Genomic DNA, 14,912 nt, shown 5'->3' on the forward strand with positions numbered 1-14,912 from the left:
GATCGGCATGGGATCGCTGCCCCGGGCGTTTATCGCAGCCGGGTGATGCTGTCTCAGTTTCGTGAGTTCTGATCCATTGGCCGACGGGTGGTTGGTGTGATGGATGGGTGGATGAGGAAGTACGGCCACCGGCCTCGGTGGGCTCGGGCGGGGTGTTGCCGGCGGTGTCGGTTCGGGCGTTGCGGGGGCCGGGGGTGCGCCGGTTACTGGCTCTGCGTGGGGAGGGGAAGCCCACCACCCGGCACGTGAGGGCGATGGCTGAGACGTTGGGTGTGCGGGAGCGTGCGGTGTGGCGGTGGCTGGCCGCCGCCGAGCAGGCCGAGGCCGTGGTCGCGGCCGTGGTCGCGGTGCCGTGGGAGCGGACCCGGTACTACGGGAGGTTCACGGTCACCTCGGAGGTCCGGGCTCTGCTGGGGCTGTGGAGGGGCAACGTGGCTGCCGTCCATCGTGAGCTGACGGCTCGCGCGGCCCGGGGCGAGGGTGAACCGCCTCGGCTGGGGCGCAGGAGGCGGCCGCTGATGCGTTGGCCGTGCTGGGGGAGGGGACGGTCGGGATGAGCGTGAAGCCTACTTGGCAGCAGCGGGGACAGGATGGGAACCTGCGACCATTCTCTGGCGCTGGTGGGTGGCGGTATCGCGCTGCCGGCGACCGCGATGGCCGTGCCGGCCGCCGTCCCGCAGTAGACCGCCGCTCTCCTTCCTACCGACAGCGCCGACGGCATCGGTACCCGCGGCGACGCCAACGCCGAGAACAGCGCGGTCGGCGGCATCGCCACCGGCGGCAGCGCCAGTACGTCCCGGCGAGCCGCCACACACAGCGGACGCCGGAGAGGCCCCCGGCCCTCCGGCGTCCGCATGCCGGGCGGCGGCTCGTTGCAGGGGCGGAACGGGACCGCAACCACACCCGAGCCCGATCCGAAGCGCGTTCTCCCCACCCACGCCGGCCCGCGCCAGTGGCTGGGGCTCGCCGTACTCCTTCTGCCCGTGACGCTGATGACCGCCGACCTCGGTGTGCTGTGGCTGGCCACGCCCTACCTGACCGCCGACCTGCACCCCTCCAGCAGCCAACTGCTCTGGACCACGGACATGTACGGGTTCATGACCGCCGGATTCCTGGTGATCATGGGCACCCTGGGTGACCGCATCGGGCGCCGCAAGCTGCTGCTCGCCGGATCGGCCGGGGTGATTTTTGCCTCGCTGCTCGCCGCGTACGCGGCGAACCCGCAGACGCTGATCGTGGCACGGGCCCTGCTGGGTGTGGCGGGGGCCGCAGTGCTCCCGTCGACCCTCGCGCTGATCACCCACATGTTCACCGACGCCCGCCAGCGGGCCACCGCCATCGCCATGTGGGTCACCGCCCTCTCCGTCGGGATCGCTGTGGGACCCGTCGTCGGCGGGGTGCTGCTCAATAGCTTCTGGTGGGGCTCGGTGTTCCTCCTCGGCGTCCCCGTCATGGTCCCGGTCATCCTCCTGGCGCCGCTGCTGCTCCCCGAGTACCGCGACCCGTCCGCCGGCCGGATCGACCTCCCCAGCGCCGGGCTGTTCCTCCTCGCGATCCTCCCGGTCGTCTACGGCGTCAAGAAGCTCGCCGAGTCCGGACCGCAAACCCCGTACCTGGCGGCCATCGCGGCCGGCGCCGTGTTCACCGCCCTCTTCGTCCGCCGTCAGAAGCGCCTGGACACCCCGCTGCTCGACCTGCGGCTCTTCTCGAACCCGGTGTTCACCGGCGCCCTGCTGACCCTGCTGCTCGGCATGATGGCCCTGAACGGCATCGAGTACCTCGTCCCGCAGTACCTCCTCGCCATCGGCGGCCTCTCCCCGCTCGCGGCCGGGCTGTGGCTGCTGCCCGGGGCGGCCGGCCTGGTCCTCGGCTCTCAGCTGACCCCTGTGTTCGCCCGCCGGGTGCGCCCCGCCTACGTGATCCTCGCGGGTCTGGCCGTCACCCTGCTCGGCTTCTGGCTCTCGACGGTGGCCGGCGTCGTGGCCGTCTCCCTGGGCCTGGCGCTCGTCATGTTCGGCATCGCCCCGATCAGCGTGCTCGGTACCGCGCTCGCGGTGGGCTCGGCTCCGGCCGAGAAGGCCGGTTCGGCGGCGGCCACCGGCCAGACCGCGTACGACCTCGGACTGGCCCTGGGTATCGCCGGCACCGGCAGCGTCGCGGTGGCGGTCTACCGGGACGAGGTGAGTGCCGGCGTCCTGGCGGGCATTCCTGCCGAGGCGCTGGCCGCGGCCCGTGACACGATCGGCGGCGCGACGGACGCGGCGGCCGGGCTCCCCTCCGCCCTCGGCGCCGACCTCGTCACGGCCGCGCGGGACGCCTTCACCTCCGGCTTCCATACAGCGTCCCTGGTCAGCGCGGGCCTTGTCCTTCTGACGGCGGTGGCGGTGGCAGCCCTCCTGCGCCGCATCCCTCCGATCGGCACCCCCGAATAACCTGCCGCCCACCCCACCCCCACCCCATCGGTATCGCCGCCGCCATCGGACTGGTGACGAAATGGTCCCCAGGACCTCCTCGACCTGACCCTGCGGACCGCCGCACGGCCCAAGAGCGCCAAAGGCTTCGACCTGCGGCCCGCAGAGCGCCAAAGGCCCTATCGGGCGGCAACCTTCAATTCGCCAGCTTTTCCTTCAGCTTCTCCAGGATGTGCTCCTTGATCTCCTGCTTTATCTCTGCACTGCCCGTGCCTGTACTGTCACCGCAGATGGCGGTGGCGCCGCCCTGATCGGCAAGGGCCTCGGCTGCGCCGCCAGGGACGTGAGTGTCGACCTGCTGCGGGACATCGGCAGACGCCCCCATCGCGGTCGCCGGCAGCGCGATGCCGCCGGCCACCAGCGCCAGGGACGATATGGCCAGGACGGTACGACGAATCCGGAAGGGCTTGGACATCGAATTCTCCATTCGGGAAAAGAGCGCCTTAAAGTCGCCGGGAAATACGGCAGGACATGTTTTCGGTTTTCATGCACTCCGGTACTGCGGTCGGGTGTATGTGCTTCAAATAGATCACTTGTGAGAATGTGCGTCACCCCACGTGAAGTCGTGACTTGACTCCGAAGATCGATCTTGATAAGGAGGATATCTTTTCTGCCGCAGCCGCTGGTCCAGTCGTCGGTCCAGCGGCAATGGCGAATCGGGACGCCCGTAACCCGGCTGCTGCCCCTGGGTCGGACAGACGGACCTCGTCCAACCCGGCCGCCGGCCCCCTGGGCGGCCGCATGCTGGCCACGACCCCCGAGCCCGCGCGGCTTACGCCGACATTGATCGTCGATGACGCAGCCGGGCGGAAGCGGCCAGGATCGGGGTGGTCACGGCGGTAGCGGCGGCGCCGAGTGTGGTGTCGGTGGCAAGGATCAAGCGGACCGTTCTCATGGCAAGGGTGAGGATCTCGCTGCCGCGCTGGCGCATGCCCGCCTCGAATTGGTTCACGGCCTCGGCCGTCGTGGTATCGCCGGCAGTGACGTGGCCCAGGTGCTGAAGCAGGGCGGCAGCATCGCGGATTGCCGCGCCGGCCCCCATTCCGGCGGTGGGTGGTGTCGCGTGGACGGCGTCGCCAAGCGCGGCGATACGGCCCGCTGGCCATGGCGCGAGTTCGGTGGCGCGGGTCGAGGCGGCGTTGAAGCGGTACGCGGCCAGGCTGTGCGGGTCGGCGCGGGCGATGACTTCGAGTGTGTGCTCGGCCCAGCACTGCTCGCGGAACCGTCTCAGCAGCGCGGCCTGCAACTCGCCGCCGCGCAGGTCGCGTAGGGAGTCGGTCGCTGGGGATTCGGGGAACATGGCGCCCCAGATGTAGGTGGGACCGGTGGTGAGGGACATCCGCAACTCGGCGGCGTCGAGCGCGGCGTTGCCGACTGGGTCAAGGAAGCCGACGTAGAGCGCTGCACCCCGTGGGCCGATCGCCAGCCCTGATCGTGGTCCGAGCCGTTGCTGTTCACCGAAACTCAGGTCCCTGCGGAGGGTACGGCCGGAAAACCCTATGATGCCCGCCGGGCTGTTGGTCGGGCCTCCCGCCAGGTGCTGGGCAACCAGGGAGTGGGTGCCGTCCGCGCCCACCACCAGATCCGCCGAGACAGGTGCGGCGTCGGTGAACAGCACTCGGGGTACGCCGTCGTCGCCCTGGCCGACGTCGGACACCGTCCGCCCCAGATGCAGGTCATCGCCGACCTCCTCGGCCAGCAGCATGCGCAGAGTGATGCGATCGACATCGATGCTGGAATCGCCGCTGAGATCCGGCCCGCGGCCGAGTAGCCGGCCGCGACGGTCCCAGAACGCGTCGCGGTCGCGCAGCCGCAGCGCCGAGGCCGACGCCAGCAGTCGCTGCATGATCTCCGGCGCCGCCAGCTCCCGCAGCGCCGACTGGGCACGCTCGTCCAGGGTGATGTGGTAACCGCCTGTCGCCGCCACGTCGGTGTCGCGGTCGAACACCGCCACCTCGAACCCCCTGCGGCGCAACCCCGCCCCCAGCGCGAGTCCACCGATCCCGCCACCGACCACGACAACACGCATACCTATCCGTCCTTTTCCGCCACTGCTTGCCTGCACGGGCACTCAACAGCGTGGCACCGGTAGTGGACACCGAGTGGCCACTACCGGGCATGATGGGACGATGGCGAGCACCTCACGACGGGCATTGCGGCTACTGTCCCTGTTCGGATCGCGTCGCCTGTGGCCACTGCGCGAGCTCGCCACCGGGCTCGGTGTCAGTGAGCGCACCGTCCGCCGTGACATCGAGACCCTGCGCCAGCTCGGATATCCGATCACCACCGTCCACGGGCCCGATGGCGGTTACCCGCTCGGCGCAGGGCACACCCTCCTCCGCTGGTGTTCGACCACGATCAGGCCCTTGCGGTCGCGGTGGCCCTACAGACCGCGCCCAGCACGGTGTTCGGCCTGAGAGACGACGCGGCGCGGGCGCTGCTCACCCTGGAACAGGCCATGCCCGCTGCGCTGCGGGAATCCATGAAATCCCTACGCCTGACCAGGTTGCAGAACTACTGGGAGTTCCCGGCACCCCCCATCGACTCCACCGCGCTCACCGCGGTGGGGGCCGCGGTGAGCCACCGCCACGTACTCGTCACCGAAACGCTTCGCGCCGACGGCTCACGCCCCGAAACCGGCGACGACGACTTCCTGCCCGCCCGCCGCATCGAGCCCCACCATCTGGTCGTCTGGGGCGGCCGGTGGTACCTGGTCGCCTACGACCTTGGAGACCACCAGTGGCGAGTGCACCGTGTCAACCGGCTCCGCCCCCGCCCCACGACACACCGCTTCAGTCCGCGCCAGCCCCCCTACGACGACCTCGCTCACTTCGTCATGAGCAGTCACGATCGCGGCGACACCCCGCCGCCTGGCAGTGCACCGGCAACGCCCGGCTCAACTTGCCGGCCAGCATCGTCGCCCGCTGGGCACCAAGCGGCTCGGTCGTTGAACACCTCGACACCGAGCACTGCCGGCTCACCCTCGGCGCCTGGTCCTGGGCCGGCATCGCCGGGATCCTCGCCACCTTCGATACCGAACTCACCGACCTCCACCCGCCCGAACTCGCACAGGCATGCCACCGACTTGCCTACCGATTGGCCATCGTCGCGGACACCGAAAGAAAACCGTAGTCACCTCTCCGCAAGCTCGCCATGGAGTTTGGCGGGCCGTCGTCGACGCGGCCCACGGCGGGAGCGGATGGGCGGTATGCCGAGGACGAGGGGTTCGAGGCCCTGGCTGTCGTGTGTGTTCGCGGCGGAGATCCCGATCGAGAGGGGCAGACCTGACCGTTCGGTGATCAAGTGGATCTTTGAGCCCTTCTTGCCGCGATCTACGGGATTCGGACCCGTCAGGTCCCCCCTTTGAGGGCCCGCATGTTCACCGAGTCGACCGCGCACCGAGACCAGTCCAAATCCCCGCGTGCGCCGAGTTCGTCCAGGACCAGGCGGTGGAGCTTGCCCCAAACCCTGGCTCGGCTCCACTCGGTGAACCGGCGGTGCGCGGTCGGTCCAGACAGACCGATGACCGGCGGCAGCTGCCGCCAGGTACAGCCCGTCGTGGCCACGAACACGATCGCCGCCAGCACTTGGTGATCATCGTGCCGCCGTCCGTCACCGCCCTGCGGACGCACCGGAACGGCCGGGACCACCCGCTGAAACAACACTGGCCGCTGTCACCGCGGCCTGCTTCCTCGCAGCCGTCGTTGGCTGTCCTCCTTCGGCCAGTGCCTCTGCTGTGTACGACGCTGTTGACACTGTCGGCAGCGTGGGTGCCCTCGCCGAGTTCTCCCCCGCCGAACTGGATGCCGCCATGGCCACACTGGACGCCAGTGAAGCCATCCCCGGGACCGCCTGGGGAGTGGACCCCACACCGAACCGGGTCGTCGTCACCGCCGACCGCACCGTCACCGGCATGAAGCTCACCCAGCTCAACTCGATCCTCACGCCTCTCGGCCAGGTGGTGGAGCTGCAGAGGAGCGCCACGGAGATCAGGATGTTCATCCAGGGTGGTGACGCGGTCTACGGCCTGGACTACTCGGCCCGATGCTCCGCGGGCTTCAACGTCACGCGGGCGGCTTGCCGGACGCCTTCCTCGTGGCCGGGCACTGCGGAAACCCGGTCAAGAGCTGGGCCGAGAACGGCGGCGGGCAGGAGATCGCGAGGACCTCCGCATCCAGCTTCCCCTCCAACGACTACGCCATCGCCGAGTACACGGCCGCTGTGTCGCATCCGGGCTCCGTGAACCTCTACAACGGGAGTGCACTGCCCATTACCGGGGCCCGTGACGCGGTCGTGGGCGACAGGATCGGGCGCAGCGGCGCCGCCACCGGCGTGCACTTCGGCACCGTGACCGCCCTCAACCAGACGGTCACGTACAAGGAAGGGCGGGTCACCCGTCTCGTCAAGGCCAACGCCTGCGCCGAACCCGGTGACAGCGGCGGGCCCCTCTTCACCTACGACCCCCAGAACCCGCCCGCCGACTCCATCGCCGTTGGAATCCTCTCGGGTGGCGATGGTGACTGCACCGTGGGCGGGACCACCTAATACCAGTCGGTGACCGAGGCCCTCACCGCGTACGGCGCGACCATCGGGTAGACCCCGCGGAGGGCTACCCCTTCGGCTGCGGCCACGGGCATCCCCACCACCTTGAGCGGCGGACGCGGCTGTGCGACGCGTAACTGAGGGATGCCCTCACCGCCCATCTCGTACGGGCGGCGGTGAGTGAGCCGGATGCCCGGACACCGCGGTGGTCTTACGAGCCGGCCGTGTAACCGCTGGCGGTCGGGGAGGCATGGGGCACTGCTGGTGCTCCTGACGTACGACGGGCGCACCCGCCGGCCCGGACACACCCGGCAAGATCAACGACGCCCAGGAGCCGCAGGTCACCACGCCTTCCCAGCCACCGTCGTCCGAAGGCTGAGCCGGAGGTCGCCCTCCCTCCGGCGCGCCTGCTCTGGGCGCTGGGATACGGCGGAAGGGCCCGGATCCTGGGGAATCCGGGCCCTTCTTGGTAGTAGCGGGGACAGGATTTGAACCTGCGACCTCTGGGTTATGAGCCCAGCGAGCTACCGAGCTGCTCCACCCCGCGTCGGTGAACCCCACCTTACGGCACCGCGGGACTGCTACCTGCCAGCTCTATGGCCGCTCAGACGTCCTGCTGTCCGGTGAGGTTGATGAGTTGGATGTCCATCTGGTCGGCTTGGGCCTGGAGGATGCGTGCGACGGTGTTCGTCGTGTCCGCGTCGAGCAAGAGAGCGTCCTCGCCTTCTGCGGTCCAGGTGAGGTCGCCGTTATGGGTGTGGAGGGTGATGGAGGCGGCGATGTCGCGGAGCATGTTGGCCACGTCGGTGGCGGCGAAGTGGAGCCGGCCGTCGACCGCGCGCCGAACGGGCATCGATTCGTCTGGTTCCCAGGGGTTCATGCCGTCCACCTCGTTCCGATCACCTCCAGCTGCGCGATCCGCTCGTCGCTGAGGGACATTCTCCGTGTGCGGGAGCCGGCGAGGAACGCGCCGGGCTTGACCTCGCGTACTTCCAGACGTTGCCCGTCCTGTGCTGCGGGCGGTCCTGCCGAGTGTCAACAACGCTCGTGATCAACACACCTAGCCCGCGGCCCAGAACTGAGCCAGGGCCGCCTCCTTGTACGGCGCCGGGCTCACGCTCAGGTCCCCTGCGAAGGGCCGGTCCAGCGCCACCACCAGGAGCAGGCTGAAGCCGATGAGCCCGGCCACCGCCGACACGAACAACAGCTGTGTCTTCAGGCTGCGAAGCCCGAACAGGAAGGTGAGCGGGACCATCACGAACGCCCCTCCGTACACCAGCACCTGCAGGAGGACCGGTAGCGAGGTCTCGGCCATCGTGACGCGCGCCCGGCGCTGCGCGGCGACGTCGTTGAGGCGGGTGACCGCTTCGGCGTAGAAGGTCTCGGCCCGGGCGCCCTTCGGCTCGTACGCCTGGAGGGCCTCGTACAGGGCGTGCGTCTGCGGGCCGGTGGCCTCGTAGCTCGGACGCCCCTCGCGCATCAGGGGCCACTGCACCTCGACGACGGCGTGCGCGTACGCGCTCACCGCCTCGTGCACCCTCGCGCGGTCGGCCGGCGGGAAGGCGTCGGCGCTGCGCACGACGAGGGCCAGGTCGGTGGCCTCGCTGGCGACGATGTTCTGAGTGTTCTCCAGCTGCGTCCAGAGGGTGACGACGACAAAGGCGAGGATGATGCCGTAGATCGCACCGAACATGCCGAGCGCGACGCCGACCATCTCGTTGTGCTCCCCCTGCGCCAGGTGTGGGAAGCGGCGGCGCGCTGCCAGGCTGCCGACCACGGCGAGGGCGGTGAGGCCGCCCACGATGAGGACGGCGATGAGGAACGTGCTGAGGTGATTGAGCAACCAGAGGATCATGCGCTGCTCAACGAGCGCCGTCGCTCCTCAGCCTCGCCTCCGTGCGCGTCGATGAGCTCGTCCCAGTGTTCGGGCGTCCACTCGCACGCCGCGTCCAGCGGGTCTAGCTGACCGCGGCTGAGCGGGGTGAGGGCGAGTACAGCCTCCGGCGGCTGACGTGCCGCAGCCGCTCTCCCTTGCGGTGGCGCGACTGGCGGCCCCGGGACGCCCCCCGTCCCGGGGCCTTGCTCGTCAGGCGGTGGACTGGTCCCAGGTGATCAGAGCCGTTGCCGCCGCTCTGGCCCTACCCGGAAGTGTCAGGGGGCGGGGGTTTGGTGGTATCGGACCGTGGGGCCGGGGCGGTAGCGGCCCAGGAAGGATGGGCGGTGGGGGCCTTCAACGAGGCTGAGCAGGAACTCCGTGATGGGGCCGGGAGCCTCGTGCCACTCGCCTTCATCCGTCTCGACCACCACTCGCCAGTCAGCCGGGTCTGCTTCCTCGGGTAGGAAGTAGTAGACGGTGCCCTCTTCTTCTCCGCCCCATTCGATCAGGCCGCCGGGCTGGGGGTGGAAGGGGAACGGGTAGCGGTCTGGATCGTCGAGGTGGGACTTCCGGCCGGACAGGGGCCAGAGTCGTTCCAGCTCGTCCGCCGTGCCGTCCAGGGGCCGCTTCATCCAGAGAAAGCCGTCGAAGGCGCCAGGGCCGTACAGGTCGAGGAACGCCTTGTAGTCGGCGGGGAGCGGGACACCGAGGTGCCTCTCGGCGGCCTGCCAGAGGCGCGGCCGTGCCCAGCCCCAGCAGGGCGGCTCGCCGAGCAGGTCCTTCAATCTTTCCAAGGCGGCTGCCATCTGCTCTCCTGGTTGACTACGTGGGCACGACCGTGGGCAACCCTCGCATGCGGGTATGACAGTGGATCGGAACGTGGGCCGGGATTCTGCGCTCAAGGGCTCGCCCAGTGGATACCGAGGTCGGCGAGCGCGCGGAGCTGCTCGGCGTCGAGCCGGTCGCAGCGGGCTTTCTGGTTGGCGACCTCGCGGGAGTGTCAAAGAAGTACGACGGCGCGCCAGCGAATCCGTCACGCGGTGTCAGCGATCGGTGTCCCCAGGTGTCACTGCCTCTGCCCTGTAAAACAGGAACTCGCAATGGTTATGAGGGGCAGTCATCTATGTACCTTCCGCATCAGAACTTGCTTGTTCCTCAGGACATCTGGGTGCACATTGTCGTCGGTGATACGCCGCGCGTGGTTGTCCAGGTGGCCGCAGAGGTTGTCCCGTGAGTGGTGGTGAGTTGTGGTGGGTTTGTGCTGGTCAGGTCAGTGTTGGGTAAGCGTGGGGACAGCTTCGCGCGGTGATTGTGGTGTCACCGGGTTGAATTGGGCTGGACACCGGGAGGCGGTGCAGCAGGGCCTGATTGCGTAGGTCGATTGAGTGCTACGCGGTTTCACCGGTCGTCGACACCTGTGTCCCCCGACAATGAACCTGGACCGTTTGCCATCGAAGTTGGACTGGCTTCGCCTGTCCGCCTCTGCGCCCGGATGAAGCGGGCACAGCGCACTCACCCGGGCCCGCGTAACCGATGGCGGCAGGGTTGGGGTCACTCGTTCTCGCGGTAGTTCATGAACCAGTGGGTGTCGAAGTAGTGGGCCATCGTGAACGGGTGGTGCGGGTCGAGGAGGATGCGGCAGATGAACTCCGCAGCCGAGCAGTCGAAGGGGGCGAAGTCGTCGTCGAAGGTCCGGATGGCGACGGACCAGCGGTCTGGGTCGGTGCTGTCGTCGGTCTGCCAGCAGTACAGGTTCTCGTGCTCGGTGCTTGCCCAGATGAGCAGGCCGTCCTCGCGGAGGTGGGTCCACGGCTCCTGGTTCAGGGTGAGGTATCCATCGAAGGCGCCTTCCCCGAATGTCTCCACCATGCGTTTGTAGTCGCCGGGAAGGGGTGTGCCCACCTCTGCCTCGATCTGCGCCCAGTCGACGTCCGGCCGCTGCGGGGGCGAGGTCCAGGCGGTGATGGCGATAAGCCGCTCAACCCAGTCCTCGTCCCGGCTGGTCCCCCCTGTAGCCGGCACCTGTATCCGCCGCGGCGCGACGGCCAGCACCGGCCGGACGGCCCCTTGCGCGTCCCGAGCGGTGCCGGCGCCGATCCACTGACCTCCGTAGGCCCATGCCCGGATCGTCTCGCCCCGGCCCTCGAGGACAGTGAGAAGAGCCGCGCCACGGGACTCGTCCACGGTCGGGTCCGTGAAGCCGTCCAAGACCAGCGTCCGTGGTGCCCCGTAATGGTCGGCCAGCCTGTCTACGAGCATTTGCGGGTCGGTGTCCAGTGACAGGTTCAGAGATCCACTCGGGGCGGGGATCCGGTCCAGCAGGTCGTTCAGCATCGATTGCGTGAGCTCCATGACGGACAGGAAAGCGCACTCCACTGACAATGGGCATTCGGTCCATCTTCGATGGCATTCGGTCCAGGTTCAGTGGCACAGGAGTGCGCCACGAGGCGCTATGCAATCGAGTGGAGGTGAAAGACCACCACCACCGGGTCGTCGCAGCGGCCTGGTGAAGCTGGGGGCAGCCTGACCCGGGGAACGCCGGGGAGGGTGGCAAGCGGCCCCGACAACGGCGGGACGTGCCGGGACTACCGGACGGTGCGGGCCCGTCTAGCGAGGTCAGAAGGTGCAGCGAAAGCGAACCAGTGGCTGAAGCTCCGTAAGCATTGAGCCGGCTCAAACCTGGTGGATACGGGCCGGTATGCAGCGCGTGACCCGCTTGTCCTCGGACGGGTGGGTCAACTCCGAAGCCGGATTTCCTGTTCCGGTGGGGAGGCCACGTTGAAAGCCTGCGGCGTAGGCGTGGCGATGCTGCCGGAGTAGAGCTGGGCGTCTCCCTGACCGATCGATTGTGTGGTGAACGTGGGAACCGTCCGCGGTCGCCCGAGCCGCCGGACAGCCGGTTCGGCGGTGGGCAGGTCCGTTGCCGACTGATGGCCGTGGGTGGGGCGGAGGCCCCGTAGTAGTCGCGGGAGTAACGACCCGTCGTGGAGACCGGGAAAGCCGGTCGCAGGGCAAAGGGGGCCAGCAAGTCAGTGGCCGAAGTACTGGAATGTCGGGAGGGTCGCCGGTGAATACCGACGAGCTGGAGCGCGCCTTGTATGAGGCGGAGCGTCAGGTACTGAAGATCCAGACCAAGCTGCACCGTTGGGCTCGTGATGATCCTCATCGCAGGTTCGACGACCTGTTCAATCTCGTTGCCGATCCCGGCTTCCTGTTGGTGGCCTGGGATCGGGTGCGGGGTAACAAGGGTGCACGCACGGCCGGGGTGGACGGACGCACGGCGTCGTCCATCGCGCTGTGGGTCGGTGTCGAGGAGTTCCTCGATGTGCTGCGGTCGCAGATCAAGGACCGCAGTTTCCAGCCCATGCCGGTGCGGGAGCGGATGATCCCCAAGGCGGGCGGCAAGCTGCGCCGTCTGGGGATCGCGACGATCACCGACCGGGTGGTGCAGGCATCCTTGAAGCTGGTGCTGGAGCCGATTTTCGAGGCGGATTTCCTCCCGTGTTCCTACGGGTTCCGCCCGAACCGCCGGGGGCTCATGACGCGGTGGCAGAGGTGCGTCTACTCACGTCCAAGAAGTACGAGTGGATCGTGGAAGGCGACATCAAGGCCTGCTTCGACGAGATCTCACACACCGCTCTCATGGAGCGGGTGCGGGCACGCGTCGGGGACAAACGCGTCCTGGCCCTGGTGAAGGCGTTCCTCAAGGCGGGCATCCTCAGCGAGGACGGCATGCTGCGGGACAACGACACCGGCACCCCGCAGGGCTCGATCCTTTCGCCGTTGCTCAGCAACGTCGCTCTCTCGGTCCTGGACGAGCACATCGCCCAGGCGTCGGGAGGCGCCGGAACTGATCTCAACGAGCGCCGCAGGCGTCGACGCCGAGGTCTGCCCAACTACCGGCTGGTCCGGTACGCGGACGACTGGTGCCTGATGGTTCACGGCACCAAGGCAGACGCCGAAACGCTACGCGAAGAGATCGCGGAAGTCCTCTCCACGATGGGCCTGCGCCTCTCGCCGGAGAAGACGCTGATCACCCACATCGAGCAGGGCCTGGACTTCCTCGGCTGGCACATCCAGCGCCACCGGAAACCAGGCACCGACCGGTCCTACGTCTACACCTACCCGGCCAAGAAGGCCCTGCGGGCCGTCATGGCCAAGGTCAAGACACTGTGCCGGGAGGTCGGCACGAACCAGCCGCTCGACGCCCTGCTACTCCGGCTCAACCCGGCAGTACGGGGCTGGTGCGCCTACTTCCGTCCCGGGGTTTCCTACGCGACCTTCTCCTACCTGCGCCACTACATGTGGCACACGGTATGGGGATGGGTGCAGCGCAAGCACCCCAAGACGGGCCGGGGGAAGATCTATCGGCAGTACTGCGGCCGTAGATCTTGGTGGACCAGTGAGAACAGGGAGCTGTTCGACCCGATCACGGTAGGCACCACGCGCTACCGCTACCGGGGCGCAGCAATCCCCACTCCCTGGCCGACCGAAGGATGAGAACAACCACCACGAAGCCCTCGGGGCTTGTGGAGAGCCGGGTGCGGTGCCAAGTCGCATGCCCGGTTCGGGAAGCGGCTCCGGGGAAACGGGCCGGTCGAAAGACCGGAACCGCGCCCCGGGCCGACTTCACCAGAGGTGCAACGCCGCCGTGCAACGCACTCGTGCGACAACACGGTGCAACAGGTCCGCCGTTGCGGGTCTGACCTGCGAGAACACCTCGTCTCCGACGTGAGCAGGCGTGTTGCACCCTTGTGTTGCGCCCCACGCGTTGCACCCTCGGCGAACCCCAGAGCCGGGGGCGTGGCAACCCGGTGGCCGCCACAGTGCGGCCCACCCTGATCGGCGCCGCCGTCACTCTCGTCCGACCCCACTCCGATCGATCCGCCACAGGGCCGGAACCCGCATCACGTTGACGGAGCGTCACTGTCAGGCCACCCCGATCGCGTGCTGGGACTAAGTGTCACGCTTCCCCTAATCTGGGCATGTTTGTCCGTTTTTTAAGGCTCGAAAGGTGGCTCAGACCCTGACACGGGGCGCGCGTGACACTTGTGGTCTTACCGTGCGCGCGCCCTCACACCCGGCACAGAGCGTGAAGCGGGCGGCCCGGCGGCCAGCACGTTCCGCGCTGCGACGCCGTACTGCCCGCCGATCCGGGTGCGGACGAACCGTGCACCAGCATCCTGTGCGTGGGCCGTGTGGCGGGCGGTGCGGACTGTCACGGCGGGCCGCCGCTCCCCGCGCGTCGCCCTCGACCCCGTGGTTCCGGGCCAGGACTGGGTGCTGCTGGCGGAGGTGGGGCGGATTGCTCGGGTGGGTCGCGCCGCGGTTGTGAATTGGCGCCGTAGGCATGCGGATTTCCCGGACCCGATGGGCGGCACGGACACATGCATCCGAGGTTCGACCGGCGCGCGGTGGTCGCCTGGCTCCTCGCCCACGACAAGATCAAGGCCCCCATGGGGGTGCCGGTGGCCTTGGCCGGTCCCAGGGGCGGTACGCGCCGGTTTCGGCTCGAGGATCCGTGGCTGGTCCTGGCCGACGGCGCGGAGGGGGAGGACCGGGTCTCCGGCTGGTCCACTGAGGCGGACGCCGATGCGCTGGCCGGGCTGGCGGGCGGGGAGTTCGGGGCGTCGGTGCGCCGGCTGACCGCGCCGGGCGCGGGACCGTTGGCGGTGCTGGGCGACGTGAGGCTGGTGGAGCGGTTCCGGTCGGGGTCGGGCGACCTGCGGGTGACGCTGTCCTGGCCGGCCGGCCGGCCTGCGGGGCGCCGCCTCGGTGGACTCGGCGGGCGGGGGGTGCCACGGGGTGTCGTACGCCGGCCCGGGGGAGGCCTGCGTGTGCAAGCGCCATGACTGCGGGGGAGTCGTCCCCGTCTCCTGGTGCGCCGAGCACGGGGACGTGGTCGGCCCGGTGATGGAGTGGCACCCCGGCGGCGGTATCCGGTGCGCGGAGCTGGCCTTGAGGCGTCGGGACGTCGCAACGGGTGCTGGGTGACGTCGCGGGCGGCGGCGTGGCGGGCCGCC

At 68.9% G+C, this 14,912-nt stretch carries 15 protein-coding genes, 1 tRNA gene and 3 pseudogenes; 11 read left to right on the top strand and 8 right to left on the bottom strand.

Annotated features, from left to right (window positions below; genetic code table 11):
- Window positions 1-254: 254 nt before the first annotated feature.
- The gene (locus ACWDYJ_RS24575) at window positions 255-557 is read left to right on the top strand and encodes a hypothetical protein (RefSeq protein WP_451567751.1); all 303 of its coding nucleotides are present in this window, start codon (window positions 255-257) and stop codon (window positions 555-557) included.
- Between the two features lie 435 nt (window positions 558-992).
- On the top strand, window positions 993-2,432 hold the full coding sequence (locus tag ACWDYJ_RS24580; protein WP_451567779.1) for an MFS transporter: 1,440 nt from the start codon (window positions 993-995) through the stop codon (window positions 2,430-2,432).
- A gap of 175 nt (window positions 2,433-2,607) precedes the next feature.
- Here the strand turns inward: ACWDYJ_RS24580 and ACWDYJ_RS24585 are convergent, their stop codons facing one another.
- Both ACWDYJ_RS24585 and ACWDYJ_RS24590 read right to left on the bottom strand, forming a co-directional pair.
- Window positions 2,608-2,886 (bottom strand): hypothetical protein, encoded by a 279-nt coding sequence (locus tag ACWDYJ_RS24585; RefSeq protein WP_451567752.1) that lies wholly within the window; start codon window positions 2,884-2,886, stop codon window positions 2,608-2,610.
- 357 nt (window positions 2,887-3,243) lie between these two features.
- Window positions 3,244-4,500 (bottom strand): FAD-dependent oxidoreductase, encoded by a 1,257-nt coding sequence (locus tag ACWDYJ_RS24590; RefSeq protein ID WP_451567753.1) that lies wholly within the window; start codon window positions 4,498-4,500, stop codon window positions 3,244-3,246.
- Between the two features lie 100 nt (window positions 4,501-4,600).
- Here ACWDYJ_RS24590 and ACWDYJ_RS24595 point away from each other — a divergent pair, with 100 nt between their 5' ends.
- The 3 genes and pseudogenes from ACWDYJ_RS24595 to ACWDYJ_RS24605 all read left to right on the top strand — a co-directional run bounded on the left by ACWDYJ_RS24595 (window position 4,601) and on the right by ACWDYJ_RS24605 (window position 5,603).
- On the top strand, window positions 4,601-4,888 hold the full coding sequence (locus ACWDYJ_RS24595) for a helix-turn-helix transcriptional regulator (protein ID WP_451567754.1): 288 nt from the start codon (window positions 4,601-4,603) through the stop codon (window positions 4,886-4,888).
- 65 nt (window positions 4,889-4,953) lie between these two features.
- Window positions 4,954-5,181, top strand: a pseudogene (locus ACWDYJ_RS24600) (WYL domain-containing protein); the annotation flags it as partial.
- 191 nt (window positions 5,182-5,372) lie between these two features.
- On the top strand, window positions 5,373-5,603 hold the full coding sequence (locus ACWDYJ_RS24605) for a hypothetical protein (RefSeq protein WP_451567755.1): 231 nt from the start codon (window positions 5,373-5,375) through the stop codon (window positions 5,601-5,603).
- A gap of 15 nt (window positions 5,604-5,618) precedes the next feature.
- Here the strand turns inward: ACWDYJ_RS24605 and ACWDYJ_RS24610 are convergent.
- A pseudogene (locus ACWDYJ_RS24610) lies at window positions 5,619-6,136 on the bottom strand (IS5 family transposase); the annotation flags it as partial.
- A 101-nt stretch (window positions 6,137-6,237) separates the two neighbouring features.
- On the opposite strand from ACWDYJ_RS24610, the pseudogene ACWDYJ_RS24615 reads away from it, so the two are divergent.
- Window positions 6,238-6,381 (top strand): annotated as a pseudogene (locus ACWDYJ_RS24615) (S1 family peptidase); the annotation flags it as partial.
- 167 nt (window positions 6,382-6,548) lie between these two features.
- Window positions 6,549-7,016, top strand: a complete 468-nt coding sequence (locus ACWDYJ_RS24620) for a S1 family peptidase (RefSeq protein ID WP_451567780.1) — start codon at window positions 6,549-6,551, stop codon at window positions 7,014-7,016.
- Window positions 7,017-7,486: 470 nt separating this feature from the next.
- Here ACWDYJ_RS24620 and ACWDYJ_RS24625 read toward each other — a convergent pair.
- The 4 genes from ACWDYJ_RS24625 to ACWDYJ_RS24640 all read right to left on the bottom strand — a co-directional run bounded on the left by ACWDYJ_RS24625 (window position 7,487) and on the right by ACWDYJ_RS24640 (window position 9,695).
- A tRNA-Met gene (locus tag ACWDYJ_RS24625) sits at window positions 7,487-7,560 on the bottom strand.
- Window positions 7,561-7,617: 57 nt separating this feature from the next.
- The gene (locus tag ACWDYJ_RS24630) at window positions 7,618-7,893 is read right to left on the bottom strand and encodes a hypothetical protein (RefSeq protein ID WP_451567756.1); all 276 of its coding nucleotides are present in this window, start codon (window positions 7,891-7,893) and stop codon (window positions 7,618-7,620) included.
- 180 nt (window positions 7,894-8,073) lie between these two features.
- Window positions 8,074-8,868: a bestrophin-like domain gene (locus ACWDYJ_RS24635; RefSeq protein WP_451567757.1), complete on the bottom strand. Its 795-nt coding sequence runs from the start codon at window positions 8,866-8,868 to the stop codon at window positions 8,074-8,076.
- A gap of 296 nt (window positions 8,869-9,164) precedes the next feature.
- Complete coding sequence (locus tag ACWDYJ_RS24640; RefSeq protein ID WP_451567758.1) at window positions 9,165-9,695, bottom strand: SMI1/KNR4 family protein; 531 nt, start codon at window positions 9,693-9,695, stop codon at window positions 9,165-9,167.
- Window positions 9,696-9,802: 107 nt separating this feature from the next.
- On the opposite strand from ACWDYJ_RS24640, the gene ACWDYJ_RS24645 reads away from it, so the two are divergent.
- A complete protein-coding gene (locus tag ACWDYJ_RS24645; protein ID WP_451567759.1) occupies window positions 9,803-10,123 on the top strand; it encodes a hypothetical protein in 321 nt (106 codons plus the stop codon).
- 317 nt (window positions 10,124-10,440) lie between these two features.
- On the opposite strand, the gene ACWDYJ_RS24650 is transcribed toward ACWDYJ_RS24645, so the two are convergent.
- Entirely contained in the window at window positions 10,441-11,241 is an 801-nt protein-coding gene (locus tag ACWDYJ_RS24650; protein ID WP_451567760.1) for a hypothetical protein, read from the bottom strand.
- Between the two features lie 715 nt (window positions 11,242-11,956).
- Here ACWDYJ_RS24650 and ACWDYJ_RS24655 point away from each other — a divergent pair.
- From ACWDYJ_RS24655 to ACWDYJ_RS24665, 3 genes are all read left to right on the top strand, one after another.
- The gene (locus ACWDYJ_RS24655; RefSeq protein WP_451567761.1) at window positions 11,957-12,583 is read left to right on the top strand and encodes a hypothetical protein; all 627 of its coding nucleotides are present in this window, start codon (window positions 11,957-11,959) and stop codon (window positions 12,581-12,583) included.
- On the top strand, window positions 12,481-13,389 hold the full coding sequence (locus ACWDYJ_RS24660; RefSeq protein ID WP_451567781.1) for a reverse transcriptase domain-containing protein: 909 nt from the start codon (window positions 12,481-12,483) through the stop codon (window positions 13,387-13,389). Before ACWDYJ_RS24655 ends, ACWDYJ_RS24660 begins: the two co-directional genes overlap by 103 nt.
- A gap of 887 nt (window positions 13,390-14,276) precedes the next feature.
- Window positions 14,277-14,741, top strand: a complete 465-nt coding sequence (locus ACWDYJ_RS24665) for a hypothetical protein (RefSeq protein WP_451567762.1) — start codon at window positions 14,277-14,279, stop codon at window positions 14,739-14,741.
- Window positions 14,742-14,912 lie beyond the last annotated feature (171 nt).

This window comes from Streptomyces sp. NPDC003042, assembly GCF_053591315.1.